Source organism: Pyrococcus kukulkanii (assembly GCF_041647995.1).
In the GTDB taxonomy this organism is placed as follows: Archaea; Methanobacteriota_B; Thermococci; order Thermococcales; family Thermococcaceae; genus Pyrococcus.
In genome coordinates, this window is the sequence record NZ_JARRIB010000004.1 from 76,231 (window position 1) to 91,071 (window position 14,841).

A 14,841-nucleotide genomic window follows, 5' to 3' on the forward strand; every position below is an offset into this window, starting at 1 on the left:
GCCTGAACCTTTAAATCTTCTTTTTCTCTCTTTTTAGTTTGGGGGTGTAGGTGTGAAAAGCCCAGATATTCTCAGGGAAGTTGCAGAGAACTTAAAGCTCACAGTAGAGAGATTGCAGAGGATAAAAGTTCTCGAGCAGAAAAAGAAAGAGAAGGCGATAGAGTTACTAAACGAAGCTGCAGAGAATTTCTTGAAGTTGAGTGGAGAGGTTGAAAAAGATAACGTTGAAATGGCTGAATTCTTGAGGAAAAGATCGGTTGAGATAAAGAATAATACATCGGATAGGGCAATAGAGAGAGTGGGAGAAAAGGAGTATATGGGAAGCATTAAGAAAATGAACTTGTATTCAAAAACTGCATTTTACGACTTCAAACCGACGAGGCTTAAGGAGCTTAGAAGGGCCTATAGAACCTTCATATATGGAATGGCACTATATTTTGTCCTTGCGGGACTATCAACGAGACCTGAGCTCGCAATAACTGCTTTAATATTGGCAATCCCAGCAATCCTCTCAATGTTGAGCCTTCAGAGAAGGGGGTACACTGGACTTATGCTGGCGTACGCCGTTGCCCCCATCCCAATAATACAAAGTGCAATGCTGGTTCGAATGTTCTATGCAGTGTTAAACAGTCCGGAGGCAATAAAAAAAGCCGCTGAAGTTCTTGGAAGAAGCGAGAGCTTTATCGTAGCGTACAGCTGGGTGGTGATTTTGTTATCAATTGTAGATTTTGCTCTACTTACGTACGGGCTTTACTCGCTGACAAAGCACAGGCATGCATTTCTCTAAAGCTTCCTAATTTTCGCAACGAAAAATCCGCTTGTTTTGTGGGCGTCTGGATAAAACCTTCTAGCTTTCTTTATCTCCTCGTCAAGTTCAATTCCGAAGGGTGCCGTTAGGGCCGGTTCTCCATGTTTGAGGGGAATTAGCTCAACGTCAAAGTTATCTAAAACCCACTGGATAACGAATTCATTTTCTTCAGGTTCCAGTGAGCATGTTGAGTACACGAGTACCCCACCAGGCTTTAGAACGTCTAATGCCTTTTCAAGCATCTTCATCTGCAAACCTTGGCAATACTTTACATCCTCTATCGTTCTGTTATGCTTCCTCTCGGGATTCTTGTGAATTGTCCCACTACCGGTGCAAGGGGCATCCAGGAGAATTTTATCGAACTCGATTCCTAGCTCGTCTATATAAAGAGATGATTTGTGAAAGAGAATGGTATTCGTAACTCCAAGCCTCGAGAGGTTCAATCTCGTTTCTCTTAACCTATCTTCGCCAACATCGAAAGCATATATTATACCTTCGTTCTCCATTAGCTGTGCTATGTGGGAAGTTTTTCCACCTGGGGCGGCTGCCATGTCAGCAATTATTTCTCCAGGTTTTGGATCTAGGGCTACTGGTGGATACATTGAGCTGGCTTCTTGGATGTAGATCAGGCCCGTAAGGTATTCAGGAGTTGAAGTTATTGAGAATGGCTCTCTTGTTAAGCAGAAACCTTCTCTGGCCCATGGAACCTTCCTGAACTGAAACCCCTTTTTGGTGAGCCTCTTTGTCAGCTCAGCCACGGTTGTTTTGAGTGTGTTGACTCTAAAACATCTTGGTAGAGGTTTTTCCATAGCCTGAGCTATCCTGTAGGCTCTCTCTCCCCAGAGTTGATAGTACCTTTCGGCAAAGGTTTTAGAATAACCAAGAGAAATCAGCTTGTCAATCATCTCTCCATCTTCTTAACGCCTTCTTTGGTTCCTACTAGAACTATATCGGCTATGTCTGCAAATATGCCATTTTCGACGACTCCTGGGATAGTATTTAACTCTATTTCCATGTCTAGGGGGTCTTCTATCCTTTGGAATTTCGCATCAATTATGAAGTTTCCATTTTCCGTGACTACCGGGCCGTCTTTCTTTTTGCCCATCCTCAGCTTGGCCTCAGCGTTAAATATACTAAGTTCCTCAAGAATCGCCTTCCATGCTACAGGAATAACCTCAATTGGAACTGGCATCTTCTGGCAGAGGTAGTCGACAAGCTTTGTTTCATCTACGAGGACTACGAACGTTCCTGCCCTATACTCTATGATCTTTTCCATCGTAAGGGCTGCACCTCTACCCTTGATTAAGTTTAAATTTGGATCAACTTCATCAGCCCCATCAACTGCAATGTCTATCGCATCAACTTGATCAAGGCTAACGACAGGGACTCCATGTTCTATCGCAAGGATCTTTGCTTGATATGAGGTTGGTACTCCGTAAATATCTTCAAGCTCTCCCCTCTGAATCATCTCTCCTAGAAATTGAATAAAGTAAGCTGTCGTTGAACCTGTACCTAGGCCAACTACCATATCATCTTCTATGTACTTCAGGGCTTCTTTGGCCACTGCCTTTTTCATATCCTCGACGTTCATTTTTCATCCCTTCGTCATGTTATAGTATATTGTTTGGTTATAATAGGCTACAGGCTGGTAGTTTACCACTATCGTATATGTCATTCCAGTAAAGTACAGCCAGAAGAAGAAAAAGCTCCAGAATGTTTTCTTAAGCAACACCCTCTCATTTTTTAATTCTTCGGGAATATCTTTAACGAGGCCTATAATTATCTTTGGAGAAATGACATAGATTGCCCATCCTATTATCCATCCTAGTGGAGCGTAAGCTGAAGCTATTCCGCTTATAACCCCGGCTATTGTAAATATTGCATATGCTATGAGCATCATTTTATTCTCTGGATTCACCGCTCTCACCCAGTTCGCTTTGGTTTTCTGACTCCATTTTAAATAGTTTTTCCTCGAGTTCTAAAATTTTCAATAGAGCTTCTCTACTTAAGATACTTTCTAGTTCCATTCTAGCTTTGATTGCCATATCGAACTTTGAGGAAAAGCTTCCAACGCTAATCCAGCTAAGTTTTTCTCCTTTTACTATTACATCGATGTCACATAGCCTCTTATAGCCTCTGTACTCCAATCCCTTGAGCAGAAACTTTACCCTCTCAGGTTTTTCCCAAGTTATTAGCCTTAGCCTGTAAACTGGCACTTTGAGAAAAGGCCTAGGATAGTCCCAATCCCACCCCTCTGCTACTACAAATCCCAGATCTAAATCCTCTATCACTATCATGAGTCTCTCTATATTTTCTTTATAATAACCAAAAGCATCGTACAGCTTTATTGTTATCTCATTCCATTCTGGTTTTGTTTCCAATATAATTACTGGAGCCTCGAGCATAATCGTTCTGTAAACTTCATGAAACTTCTTTGACACGAGTAAGGCTTTGATAATATCTTCAAACGAAAGAGCTCTTGTAAGAGGTTTCTCCGTTACCATAATTAGAGTGCTTGAGAGGGAGGATGCGAGAATAGCGTCACGAGGATCGAAAATCTGTCCTCCAACTTTTTCCTTTAGAACTTTTGTTCCCTTTTCGACATCGGGGACCCTAATTATGATCATTGGAGCTGCAGGAGTTATTTTTACCTGGGCTTTCAGGTTTATTATATCTGTGAGAACCTTCCAAGGATGCTCCTTAAGTAGTATGGCCGTTTCCCTATCCTTAAGCACTAATATCGTTTCAAGTTCTTTTGCAAGTCTGAATGCATCCTCTGGTGTCATAGTTTCTCTCGTAATCTCTAACTCTCCCTCAACGAAGAAAATTGCAGGCCCTAATCGCAGAAATCTCATCATAATCCCCTCGGAAACCTATATCCTCTATCAAATGCTGTTCCCGAAGGATAAGGAAGCTTAAAAACTTTCCAGTCAGGGTACGTTATTATGTTAACTGAGTGCACACCATTTAGGCCAAATTTTTCTTTTGGATCATGCCCATATAGCAGAAAGTCTGCCTTTAAATCGGAAACATCCTCTGGCTCATGTCCAACTCCGATGCTTTTTCCCCAGATGTTGAGTACTGTGCCAGATCTGACAATTATTGCAGAATTTTGAAAAATTTCCCTTATTATCTCCTCTTTGTCTTCGTTTCCTGGAATTATATATAGTTGGTCAGTTTTAGAAAGAATTCGCTTTAGCACTTCAAGTTTTCTCCTGTATGCTCCCTCTAACCATGGTTTTCTCTCAAGTTTTATATTATCAACGAGGTCTCCTGTGTGGATTATAATATCAGGTTGAACTTCTTTCAGAAGCCTTTGGAGGAATTTGTATACGGATTCGGGAGTATCGCTTATGTGCAATATCTTCTTTTGGGAGAGCTTAATATCTTCCGGTACTTTAATTCTCTTGCTAAATATCCACACAACTTTTAGCTAGGTTTTTATCATCTTTAAACTTTTCTATCCCTGGGTGATTGAATGGAAAAGAAAAGGTTGCACCTGATCATTGCTGATTCAGAGCTAGAAACTGTCCCAGAGTCAATCCTGGATCATCCGGCCATCGTTAACTATGCTAGGAGAAGGAAGAAAAAGCCGGAAAGAATTATTCTAGATTCAACGTACCATCATTCAGCGCTCAGACAGCTAGAAGATGGGGAAAGGAGGGGGAGACCTGATATAGTCCATATATGCCTATTGAATGCCCTTGATAGCATATTAAATAAGGAGGATCGGCTGAGAGTCTACGTCCACACAAGGAATGATTATGTAATATACATTGATCCATCCACTAGGCTTCCAAGAAACTACAACAGATTCATAGGGTTAATGGAAAGCCTATTTGAGAAGAAGACTGTGCCCGAAGATCTAAAATTGCTGAGGCTAGAGAAAAAGTCATTAAACGAACTTATTTCGGAAATAAATCCAGATGCTGTTTTTATCATGCATGAAAACGGTGAGTTCATGATACCAAAGCACTTCGGTAAACTCCTTTCGAAGTTTAAGAGGCCCGTAGTAATTGTGGGAGGCTTTCCACACGGTGACTTTAGGAGTAAAGTTGAGGGAGTTAAGATAAGCCTATATCGAGAACCTCTAATGGCGTGGACTATTGTTAATGAGGTAATAGTATCGTACGAATGGGAGGTCATCAAATAACTTTATAATTCGTGTTTCAAGAGTAGAGTTAAGATGAACCTACAGGAGGGAGTCAAATGAGAGGTAAGAGCCTATATTTTGTTTTTATACTAATAGCTTACACAGTTGGAATATGGACATTTTCACTTATTCCAAAGATATTAATGACAGCTGGACTAACAGGGCTGGCTCTAATGGCTGGTTTTTCAATAGTAATTGGAGCTATTATCACGATTGAAGTGAATAGCATAATGAAAAAAGCCTACAGAGTTCATGAGTTCATGACGAAAATTGGAAGAACTCCAACTGTTTCGCTTGTTTTGTTGGCATTTCTATTTATTGTAACATCTATTATAGGTCATTATACAGGAGTTGCCCTTGAAAAAATCTTAGGATTTACAATTCCCGGTGTGGGAATTTTTGTAGTGTTATTAGGTCTACTGTTGCTGATTATGGCAAAGTCAAAGTCTTTGGATCTAATTGTGATATTCTCTGTTCTATTGGTAATCTTGACTATCTTTGCGGCCACCTTCTTAGGGTCAAAAGTTGATGATGTTGTTACGAAGGAGGCTTCATATCAGTACATATCAACGACCCTTACAAAGCTTCATACATTTACAGGTGAAATTCCAATTTCAATGGTCGTTGAGACATTTCTGGCTTCTCTATTGACTTTCGGACTTGGCGTAGGATTTTATTATGTGATAGGTTCCTCCCTAGCTACAGTGAATCTAGACATAAGGAAGATACTTGGAATTGTTATAGCCCTTCAGATCTTTCTATCTTTCCTTGCTGCCTTGATCGTTACTTATTCCATCGGAATATCCCATCAAGCCTACTGGAGTGCTTTTGAGAAGGGGCAAGCTGCTGAGGCCATGGAAGTCTATAATAAATATTTCAGGCCTCTTTGGAAAGAATATACATCCCCAGAGAGGGTAGAAGTTAAGTCTCTAATTGAAACAATATTTGGAATTCCAGAAATTCTAAAGAAGCTTAAAATTGAAGGCTGGTTCGGTTTTACGCTTGCACTAATGCTTTCCATATTCTTAGCGGGCTTTACTACAATCTTGGTACTTTTGGAAAGTGGGGCCCAGCTAGCAATGGACGTATTCCAGATAAGTAGGAAAGATAGTTTGGTGTTTGTGGGAGTAATATCTGCGATCTTATCGGGCCTTGGGTACTTTGAACCTTTGAGGGCAGTTCTAGTTGCTACAATTGTAACAATGATTCCAATATACTCCCTAGTGGAGCTCCTTCCCCTAATGAAAGTTGAGGAATACAGAGGAAAAGCAATTATTTTAATGGTTATACTAATTGCTCTCTGGGTTCCACTTATAATTGCCGCTCTCAGGGGAGGAAGAGATACAGCTGTACTTGGCATGATAGTGGGGGGTATGTTATTAATCCCATTGGCATTCAACAAAATCCTTACACGTTCCCCAAGGGGATGAAAAAACTAATAAATTGAACTCCTCAAAACCCGACGAAAAAGAAAGAGGTGGTGAAAATGGGCGACAAGACGAAGGTTCAGGTAAGCAAGCTCAAGCCCGGAAGGTACATAATCATCGATGATGAGCCCTGCAGGATAGTGAACATAACAGTTTCCTCCCCAGGAAAGCACGGTTCTGCAAAGGCTAGAATTGAGGCAGTTGGAATCTTCGATGGCAAAGTTAGGAGCATTGTAAAGCCAACAAGTGCTGAAGTTGATGTTCCAATAATCGACAAGAAGACTGCTCAAGTAATAGCGATTACTCCAGACACTGTTCAGATAATGGATATGGAAACCTATGAGATGTTTGAGGTTCCTATTGACACCGGTGTCGCTGAGGAAATTAGGGATCAGCTTAAGGAAGGAATTAATGTTGAGTACTGGGAGACCCTTGGAAGGATCAAGATAATGAGGATAAAGGGAGAAGGCGAGTGATCAGACCTTTATTTCTTTTCCCACATATATTCCTTCAACGTTTCCCAGTTTTAAGTAGAGGTATGCGAACTCTTCTAAGCCTGTGCAGTGCCCAGGATAAAGCTTCCTAATCTCGAGCTTCTTAAGTTCTCTCACGGCATCATCTAAGATTTCTTTACTGGCTCCTCTTAAGTGGAATCCACCTATAAGAGCAAGTATCCTTTCTCCGCTCAAATTAATCGCATGCCTCGCGATGTTTACTATTCCGCTATGCCCACAACCACTTATTACTACGATTCCCTTATCTGTCTTGAGTATTAGGGCGATATCATCTCTAACTGGATCCTTTCTGCCATCGGGGAAGTAGCCCACGGCTCTATCCCAAGTCGTTCTCTGTATCTCTCCAGAGCTCATGAACCCAGGAAGAAATTCCTGGGGCTTATTGCTAAGATGGAATCTTGCCCCCAGTTCCTCAAGCTCCTCTCTTGTAAAGGGAATGCCTATCTCCCTCCTCCTAGGTTTTAGAGCTATTCTTCTCTCGAATATTCCGGGGTGTGCGTAGATATCGAGTGGTTTTCCTCTAGCTTCTAGAAGGGCCTTTAGGCCACCCGTGTGGTCGTAGTGGCCATGAGTTATGAATAAAGCGTCTATATCTTTCGGATCGATATTGAGTTCTCTCATGTTGTTGAGCAAGATACTTCCCTCGGTTCCGGTGTCAACTAAAACTTTGTATCCATTGTGCTCAACTAGCGCAGAAAAACCGTGGTAACCCACCAACCCTTTCCTGTAGCCGGCGTGATTCTCAAAAACTATTGTCACCTTCATATCCATCACCTCTTAAAGAAAACCCTGCAGTGTTTTACGAGATGACCTTTATTATGAGTGGGAGAAAGTGGACAACCTTCTCTTCGTTCCTCCTTCTGGAGTACATATTCTTCAGCCCTTCAACGGAGGAGTAATCTGGGCCAACCCTTTCAATTAAGAACTTCTCGTACTCCTCGGCCTTTTCCCTTGGAACTCTCTCTCCCATATCCTAACAACCGCCATGAATTTAGAAAGAAGTATAAAAAGGTCACCAACCTCCCTGCCCCCAGCCTCTTCCTCTTCCCATCCCTCTACCCATGCCTCTTCCCATGCCACGACCCCTGCCTCTTCCTCCACCTCCCTGACCCATTATCGCCTGTGTAAGCTCTCCTCTCAGGTAAGCCTCAATGGCCTCCTTTACTGTCATCGTTGGTGGTGCCGAGACGAACTTCATGCCCGCTGCCTGAAGAACACCATATGAGTTCGGCCCAAATTGGCCTGCTATTACAACATCTGCTCCCTGGTCAATGCAGAACTGTGCGGCTGTAACTCCCGCCCCCCTTGGCTGTGAATAGCCCGGGTTTTCCACTACCTGAACGTTGACTATGTTCCCGTTTTCGTCTACATCAACTATCGTGAACGTTGGTGTTCTTCCAAACGCTTGGTTCACCCTGTCGTTTAATCCCCCATTTATAGTTGCCACTATGAACCTCATCTAACCACCTCCGAGAAAAGTTAGGTGAGCCTAATTTAAATTTTTGCTCACGCACACTTGTGAACGGAATAAAATAATGGAATAGCCACTTACTTAGGAAAAGTGCCTTTTAATGAGTTTTCAATAGGAGAGAGTGGTGTTCTCTGATAAAAAGGAGATGCCTCAAGGGAAGTTAGGGTATAATTCTAAAGGAATAAGCTTTCTAGCATGAGTCTAAAAACTCCTAGTGGGAAAAGTCTGCCCAAGCGATAACCTTCAACTTGAAGAAGTCTTGATTAACGCCAGGATTCAAGGTTGTGAAAATTATAGTCTCACTGGCCGTTAAATTCAAGAGAAAGATTAGATGGAAGTTGAAATTCAAGCCTAAACTTAGCCACTCTAGCTCTTTCTGGCCATAGATGGTGTTCTAATAGTTAACCAAGATATAAGTCTTTAAATTGTTTCATTTCATTCCCTCAAGAGGGAGGTCTTCGAAGAAAATGTATTATAAATCTTTTGGAATATTGTTACAAGGAAAACTAAGGAAAAGAATAAATAATATGGAACGCTCGTTTCATGAGGGATCCTCAAATATAAGTTTTAAAAACTCACAGTATGGTGAGTAGCATGAAGAAAATATTTAGTACTATTTTAGGCCTATTGTTACTGATCAGTATAGTTCCTTTGACCATAGCCCAGATCTATAGTGAAGAAGAGGAGTTGGCCACGGCCTTAATAAAGAACCTTGAAAGGTTGAGTAAATTCGCTGAAAATAAAGTAGAACTAGTAAGGAATGAATTTGATGAGATAACCATTGAAAACTATGAGGTGGCAGAGAGGTATAAGGAAGAAGCCTTAAACGCGTACAATGCAGGAGGTTACGAAAAGGCTATTGTCAATGCCTTGCTTGCAATGCGTCACTATAAGGTAGTTCTGTCTTCAATAAAAGAGTTTAGACGGGGATACCAAGATTTAAGGATGGTTGTAGAGAGGACACTTGAATACTTTAACTTCGTCAACAGAACTATAAGAATTGCTCAAGAAAATGGGATAGAGGTTTTCAACTTGACTAAACTTTTCAACGAAACTAAAGAGGCCTATAGAGTTGTTCTTGATGACATCAAGGCCAAGAATTATGAGAAAGCCAAAGAGGATTTAAAGATAGCAAGGGAGAAGAAGACTCAACTGGATGAGGAGTTAAAGAAAATCAGAAAGGAGTTAGTCTATGCTAATGCAGATAAGATCGTTAGTACTTTTTTGGAGAGGGGGGAGAAGGGAATTGAGATCGTTGAGAGGGTAATAAATAGTGGCCATCCAGAGCTAGATGCTACCTTAACGGAGTTTAAAGAGGTATATGATGAAGTTAAGGATCTCGCCGATCGGGGAAGGTGGCAGGATGCTTTGAAAGTTATTGAAGAAAATAGGGAAACTATAGAGAAGTTTCAGAGAGCTGTGAAAATTATCATGCATGGAAAGATCGACATGGAGAAATTCCTTAGGAATGTCAGAGGAAGGATAGAGCGTGATTATAGAGCTCTACAAAAGCTTAAAGAAGAAGGAGTCAACACGAGAATCGCAGAGGTTCAGCTTAAAGCGGCAACCCAGGAAGTCATGGTCGGTCTGAGGTTACTTAAGAAAAGAAGGCCCATAGAGGCAAAAACTCACTTCATCTTAGCTCAGGAGCTCTTAAGCAGAGTAGAGAAGTTTATAGCAAAGTATGGGGGGATGAATGGGTGAAAAGGTTCTTTTATTTTTTTCTAATCCTTTCAATATTTCTTGTTCCGATTAGTGCTCAGAGGTTAATAACATTAGTTGTTTTTCCCGATGGGTATGTTAGAGTTGAATATGAGATAACTCCGAGCAATTATTCTACTCAAATTGTAGTTCCAATATTGGGCGAACACTATGAGGATTTGATTGTAGAAGACGAGAACGGAGATCCCCTTCAATTTGACGTTTCTAACTCATCAATCATTATTTACCCCACAAATGCTCAGCTGGTTATGGTTTCATATTACACCTCAGACCTGACAAGCAAGAGAGGAATAGTTTGGACTCTGAACGTTTCACTTGACTCGCCTTTTACCGTGGTATTGCCTAAGGGCTCTATAATAGTTGATTTAAGTGACGTTCCTCTTAAGATAGCTGAAAACATGATAAACATGCCTCCAGGGAATCAAAGTATTTCCTACACCATTCCACATGAGGAGATCCATACAAGCCAAGGAATTTATTTCTTGTTGGCCACTCTACTCATAGCCGCCATGGTTCTAGGAGTGCATCTCCTAAAAAGTAAAGGAAATAGGCAACTTACAAGGGAAAAATTCGAGAAAATACTTAATGAATTAGATTTAACAGACGAAGAAAGAAGAGCCTTGCTTTATATCTTCGATAAGGGTGGAAGGTGTAGTCAGGCGGAAGTTAGGGAGGCAATAGGCATTCCAAAGACCACGGCGTGGAGGATGTTCAAGAGGCTTGAGAGAAAAGGCTTAGTCAAAATCCTTAAGGGAAAGAAGGAAAACTGGATAGAGCTTAAGTTGGGAAGATAACCTTTTAATCTTACATAGGACTTCCCTCAATAGGTGCGAGAGATGAGGTTCTGCTACCGTTGTGGGATAAGTGAGGAAGAAGGAGGCCCTCTCATCAATGGCCTCTGTCAAGTGTGCTTTAGAAAGGAGAATCCAATCCTGTTATTGTCCAGCGAGATAAACACAGAGCTCTGCCAGAACTGTGGGAGTTACAAGAAGAGGGGGGTGTGGGTTGATCCCAAGAACTATGAGCTCGAGGCTTTGATATTTGAAGTTGCCGAAAATGCCCTTCTCGAGGCCATAGAAGACTCACTAGACAAGGTTAAGGAATTTGAAATTGTTGGTTGGGAAGAACTTGGAGAAGTAAGGGAGGTACCCGTGGGAAAGGCCTTCGTGGCCTTTAGGGTTCTTGACTACCACGTAGAGTACTTCCCGGCCATAATAGTGTATGAGGTAAGGGCCAAGGCTAGGATACATGAGCTTCAAGTCGAGCCCCACGATGAAACCGTTACGACTACGGTCTATGTGAGGCAAACCGTCTGTCCAAGGTGCCAGAAGTTTCTTGCCGGCTACTACGAGGCCATCCTGCAGGTTAGAGTTGAGGATAGGGAGTTTACAAAGGAGGAGAGGGCAGAAATAACAAAGCTCGTCCAAGAGAAGGTCGACGAAATAATGCAGAGGGACAGGATGGGCTTCATACAGGACACTATAGAGAAGGAGGAGGGAATAGACTTCTACATGGGCTCAACAAGTGCTGCAAGGAAGCTCGCTAATGCGATAAGGGAGAGGTTCGGGGGAGTTATAAGCGAGGCCTACGAATTAGTTGGTCTTGACAGGCAGACGAGCAAAGAGGTATACAGGACGAGCGTCACCATTAGACTACCTAAGTTCAGGAAGGGCGATGTAGTTGAGGACAGGCATGGAAGAGTGTATAGAGTGGAGAGCGTTGACGGGAAGGGCATGAGGCTCAAGAACCTCGAAACTTGGGAGAGTTATCACTTCGACTGGAAGACTATAAAGAGGGAGAAGATTGACTTAGTGGAGCACGAGGAGAGGAAGGCACTGCTTATGGGCCAAACTCCAACCGAAGCTCAGTTCATGGACATGGAGACTTACGAGACCTTCGAGGTTAGGAAGCCCAAAGAAAAGCTTGAAGATGGGGAGGTGTATAAGATAGTGAAGGTTAGGGGCAGGCTATACATAAAGGAGAAGGAGGGTAGGGAATGATAATAGTCTACACAACCTTTCCAGATTGGGAAAGCGCTGAGAAAATCGTGAAGACTCTGCTTGAGGAAAGGTTGATTGCCTGCGCCAACTTGAGGGAGCACAAGGCCCTCTACTGGTGGCAAGGGAAGATAGAGGAGGACAAAGAGGTAGGGGCAATACTGAAGACAAAGGACGAACTCTGGGATGAATTGAGGAGAAGGCTTAAGGAGTTACACCCCTACACGGTTCCAGCGATAATAAAGATAAAAGTGGAGGACGTAAACGAGGAGTACTTGAAGTGGCTCGTTGAAGAGACGAGGTGAGATGATGAGTACGGGGCCACCTGACCGGTGATGACGTTTCTCCTAAGGCTGATCAGTTGTTCTTTTTCTTCCTTATGTACTCATCTATGGCCTTCGCTGCTTTCTTTCCGTCACCCATGGCCAAGATCACGGTAGCTTCTCCTCTGATTGCATCCCCACCGGCGAAAACCCCTGGGATGGAGGTCATAAGGTTCTCATCGACCTTTATCGTTCCGTCTGGATTCACCTCAAAGCCGGACTCCTCGAGGATAATCTTGTTGGGCTCGAGACCTATGGCAATTATTACTGTATCAGCTTCAACCGTAACGTACTCCCCCGTTCCAACGATCTTCCTCTTGCCTCTGGAGTCCTTCTCATTCAAGGGTTTCATCTTCTCAAACTTTACAGCCTTTACTTTTCCGTTCTCCCCCAGGAATTCAACGGGCTGAACGAAGAACATGAACTTTACTCCTTCTTCCTCGGCGTGCTTTATCTCTTCGATCCTGGCACTCATGTCCTCTCTGCCTCTCCTGTAGGCAATCGTCACTTCCGCTCCCAGCCTTAATGCTGACCTAGCCGCATCCATTGCCGTGTTTCCTCCTCCGATCACTATGACCTTCCTGCCTACGGCTATTGGGGTGTCGTATTCGGGGAATTCATAGGCCTTCATGAGGTTTATCCTTGTTAGGAATTCGTTGGCTGAGTATATTCTATCGAGCAGAATTCCAGGGATATCTAAGAGCTTGGGAGTTCCAGCACCAGTTCCAATGAACACGGCATCGTACTCTTCGAGGAGCTCCTGTATCGTTAGGGTTTTGCCTATCAAATGGTCTGTCTTTATCTCAACTCCGAGCTTCTCGAGCTTCTTCAACTCGTAATCCAGGATCTCCTTTGGCAGTCTAAACTCTGGAATCCCGTAGACAAGGACACCGCCGGGCTTGTGAAGGGCCTCGTATATTGTAACCTTGTACCCCATCTTTGCAAGCTCTCCCGCACATGTTAAGCCAGCAGGCCCTGCTCCGACCACCGCAACCTTTCCCTTGGTTCCATCGCACTTCTCGGCGAACTCACAGAGAAGCTCTTCATCAATTCCGTGTTCTCTTGCGTAATCCGCGACGAACCTTTCGAGTTTTCCTATGTTTACGGCATCTCCAACCTTTCCAACAACACAGACCCCCTCACACTGCTCCTCCTGAGGACAAACCCTACCTGTAATTGCGGGAAGCGTGTTATCGTTCCATATTATCCTTAGTGCTTCCCTAACGGCTTTGTCAGGGTCATCCCTGTACTTTCTCAGGGCTCCAATGAACCCTGGGATGTCTATGTGGACAGGACAACCCTTAATACAGGGAGCATAATCCTTAGGACACTGTAAACACCTTTCTGCTTCCTTTAAAGCTAACTCCCAGGTGTAGCCAAGGTTAACTTCCTTGAAGTCTTTAACTCTCTCTTCAACAGGTCTCTCAGGAGTGGGAACCCTCTCCTTGATGAGCTTCGGCATTCAAATCACCCCCTTCTCCTTCAAGTACTTAAGGTAGAGCTCCTTCGCGAGCTTCTCTTGCTCGACGAATCTGTTGTGGTTTCTGTTAATTGCATCCTCCCAGTCTATCTTGTGTGCATCGAAAACTGGGCCATCTCTGCACGCGAACTTAACTTTGCCGTCGTAGAGAACCCTACAAGAACCGCACATTCCCGTTCCATCAACCATTATCTGCCTAACCGTTGCGTAGGTTGGGATTCCATATGGTCTTGTGAGTTCAGCGAGCTTTGCTAAGTTATTCAGTCCTCCGCCTGCAAAAATTATATCCACTTTGTCTTTCTCAATTAACTCTTTAACTACATCAAGGTAGTGCCCCTTAATCCCCGCAGAACCATCTAACGTCGTCAGATAATGTTCATCGGCGACGGATTTTGCCAAGAATTCCTCCGGATACACGTGGTTCTTGTCCTCAAATGTCTGCACCGAGATTGTGTAGTTTCCGGCTTCTTTCATGGCCTTAAGTAAGGCATAGTTCTCGGCGTGACCGCAAACCGCATCTGAAGCGAAAACAACGTTTCCATACTCTTTGATCTTTATTGGTTTCCCCAGTGGCCCCAAGAAGCTGTAAAGTTCGTCTCCAACGTTAAACTCGTAGTAAAGTTGCAAGCTAGTTTTTCCTAGCTTCCTTATGAACATCATGACTCTTCCGTTCTCAGCCTTGAAGACGGACATTGGAATTCTCTCTCCCTTTTCATGGAGAATGAAGACAACAAACTGTCCTGGTTTCCATGCTCTAGCAACGTGGGGTGCCTCAACTTCTATCATGTAGTCTATGGGACTGAGATCCCTTTTGGCTGTAATCTTGTACCCCACGATGAACACCTCCATTCGTACGAACAATTATGTTCACTAAAAGTTCGCAACCAAAAGTTTATACGGATTTCTAAAACCGAAAGTTTAGAACCGCTTTTCTTTCCAAAAAAG

18 protein-coding genes are annotated in these 14,841 nt (G+C 43.0%); 8 read left to right on the plus strand and 10 right to left on the minus strand.

All coding sequences use genetic code 11. The annotated features are described in order from the left end of the window. Positions 1 to 52 precede the first annotated feature (52 nt). Positions 53 to 787: an alkaline-shock protein gene (locus P8X24_RS08825; RefSeq protein WP_372915449.1), complete on the plus strand. Its 735-nt coding sequence runs from the start codon at positions 53 to 55 to the stop codon at positions 785 to 787. Here P8X24_RS08825 and P8X24_RS08830 read toward each other — a convergent pair. From P8X24_RS08830 to P8X24_RS08850, 5 genes are read right to left on the minus strand one after another with little or no spacing between them, the layout of a single operon-like run. Further along, positions 784 to 1,713 (minus strand): NOL1/NOP2/sun family putative RNA methylase, encoded by a 930-nt coding sequence (locus P8X24_RS08830; RefSeq protein WP_372915450.1) that lies wholly within the window; start codon positions 1,711 to 1,713, stop codon positions 784 to 786. The genes P8X24_RS08825 and P8X24_RS08830 overlap by 4 nt on opposite strands. Then, complete coding sequence (gene rpiA / locus P8X24_RS08835) at positions 1,710 to 2,399, minus strand: ribose-5-phosphate isomerase RpiA (protein ID WP_372915452.1); 690 nt, start codon at positions 2,397 to 2,399, stop codon at positions 1,710 to 1,712. The genes P8X24_RS08830 and rpiA overlap by 4 nt, the downstream gene beginning before the upstream one ends. Before the next feature lie 3 nt (positions 2,400 to 2,402). Further along, positions 2,403 to 2,726 carry a hypothetical protein gene (locus P8X24_RS08840; RefSeq protein ID WP_372915453.1) on the minus strand — a complete coding sequence of 108 codons (324 nt, stop codon included), beginning with the start codon at positions 2,724 to 2,726 and terminating at the stop codon, positions 2,403 to 2,405. Continuing rightward, entirely contained in the window at positions 2,710 to 3,663 is a 954-nt protein-coding gene (locus tag P8X24_RS08845) for a hypothetical protein (RefSeq protein ID WP_372915454.1), read from the minus strand. The genes P8X24_RS08840 and P8X24_RS08845 overlap by 17 nt, the downstream gene beginning before the upstream one ends. Then, positions 3,663 to 4,232, minus strand: a complete 570-nt coding sequence (locus tag P8X24_RS08850; protein WP_372915455.1) for a metallophosphoesterase — start codon at positions 4,230 to 4,232, stop codon at positions 3,663 to 3,665. The genes P8X24_RS08845 and P8X24_RS08850 overlap by 1 nt, the downstream gene beginning before the upstream one ends. 54 nt (positions 4,233 to 4,286) lie before the next feature. Between P8X24_RS08850 and P8X24_RS08855 the strand changes: the two genes are divergently transcribed. The 3 genes from P8X24_RS08855 to P8X24_RS08865 are packed head-to-tail and all read left to right on the plus strand — an operon-like array spanning position 4,287 to position 6,864. After that, positions 4,287 to 4,961 carry a 16S rRNA methyltransferase gene (locus tag P8X24_RS08855; RefSeq protein ID WP_372915457.1) on the plus strand — a complete coding sequence of 225 codons (675 nt, stop codon included), beginning with the start codon at positions 4,287 to 4,289 and terminating at the stop codon, positions 4,959 to 4,961. 56 nt (positions 4,962 to 5,017) lie between these two features. Beyond that, a complete protein-coding gene (locus tag P8X24_RS08860) occupies positions 5,018 to 6,391 on the plus strand; it encodes a sodium-dependent transporter (RefSeq protein WP_372915458.1) in 1,374 nt (457 codons plus the stop codon). 56 nt (positions 6,392 to 6,447) lie between these two features. Further along, positions 6,448 to 6,864 (plus strand): translation initiation factor IF-5A, encoded by a 417-nt coding sequence (locus P8X24_RS08865; RefSeq protein ID WP_068324498.1) that lies wholly within the window; start codon positions 6,448 to 6,450, stop codon positions 6,862 to 6,864. Here the strand turns inward: P8X24_RS08865 and P8X24_RS08870 are convergent, their stop codons facing one another. The 3 genes from P8X24_RS08870 to P8X24_RS08880 are packed head-to-tail and all read right to left on the minus strand — an operon-like array spanning position 6,865 to position 8,362. Beyond that, positions 6,865 to 7,668, minus strand: a complete 804-nt coding sequence (locus P8X24_RS08870; RefSeq protein WP_372915459.1) for an MBL fold metallo-hydrolase — start codon at positions 7,666 to 7,668, stop codon at positions 6,865 to 6,867. A gap of 34 nt (positions 7,669 to 7,702) precedes the next feature. Then, positions 7,703 to 7,873, minus strand: a complete 171-nt coding sequence (locus tag P8X24_RS08875) for a hypothetical protein (protein ID WP_372915461.1) — start codon at positions 7,871 to 7,873, stop codon at positions 7,703 to 7,705. 42 nt (positions 7,874 to 7,915) lie between these two features. Beyond that, the gene (locus P8X24_RS08880; RefSeq protein WP_372915462.1) at positions 7,916 to 8,362 is read right to left on the minus strand and encodes a NifB/NifX family molybdenum-iron cluster-binding protein; all 447 of its coding nucleotides are present in this window, start codon (positions 8,360 to 8,362) and stop codon (positions 7,916 to 7,918) included. A 606-nt stretch (positions 8,363 to 8,968) separates the two neighbouring features. On the opposite strand from P8X24_RS08880, the gene P8X24_RS08885 reads away from it, so the two are divergent. From P8X24_RS08885 to cutA, 4 genes are read left to right on the plus strand one after another with little or no spacing between them, the layout of a single operon-like run. Further along, positions 8,969 to 10,078 carry a hypothetical protein gene (locus P8X24_RS08885; protein WP_372915464.1) on the plus strand — a complete coding sequence of 370 codons (1,110 nt, stop codon included), beginning with the start codon at positions 8,969 to 8,971 and terminating at the stop codon, positions 10,076 to 10,078. Next, complete coding sequence (locus P8X24_RS08890) at positions 10,075 to 10,890, plus strand: helix-turn-helix transcriptional regulator (protein WP_372915465.1); 816 nt, start codon at positions 10,075 to 10,077, stop codon at positions 10,888 to 10,890. Before P8X24_RS08885 ends, P8X24_RS08890 begins: the two co-directional genes overlap by 4 nt. A gap of 42 nt (positions 10,891 to 10,932) precedes the next feature. Then, on the plus strand, positions 10,933 to 12,096 hold the full coding sequence (locus tag P8X24_RS08895) for a 60S ribosomal export protein NMD3 (RefSeq protein WP_372915466.1): 1,164 nt from the start codon (positions 10,933 to 10,935) through the stop codon (positions 12,094 to 12,096). After that, the gene (cutA, locus tag P8X24_RS08900; protein WP_372915468.1) at positions 12,093 to 12,398 is read left to right on the plus strand and encodes a divalent-cation tolerance protein CutA; all 306 of its coding nucleotides are present in this window, start codon (positions 12,093 to 12,095) and stop codon (positions 12,396 to 12,398) included. Before P8X24_RS08895 ends, cutA begins: the two co-directional genes overlap by 4 nt. A 52-nt stretch (positions 12,399 to 12,450) precedes the next feature. Here cutA and gltA read toward each other — a convergent pair whose 3' ends face one another. Then, positions 12,451 to 13,878 (minus strand): NADPH-dependent glutamate synthase, encoded by a 1,428-nt coding sequence (gene gltA, locus P8X24_RS08905; protein WP_372915469.1) that lies wholly within the window; start codon positions 13,876 to 13,878, stop codon positions 12,451 to 12,453. Then, a complete protein-coding gene (locus tag P8X24_RS08910) occupies positions 13,879 to 14,730 on the minus strand; it encodes a sulfide/dihydroorotate dehydrogenase-like FAD/NAD-binding protein (protein WP_372915785.1) in 852 nt (283 codons plus the stop codon). It lies immediately after the preceding gene. Positions 14,731 to 14,841: the final 111 nt, after the last annotated feature.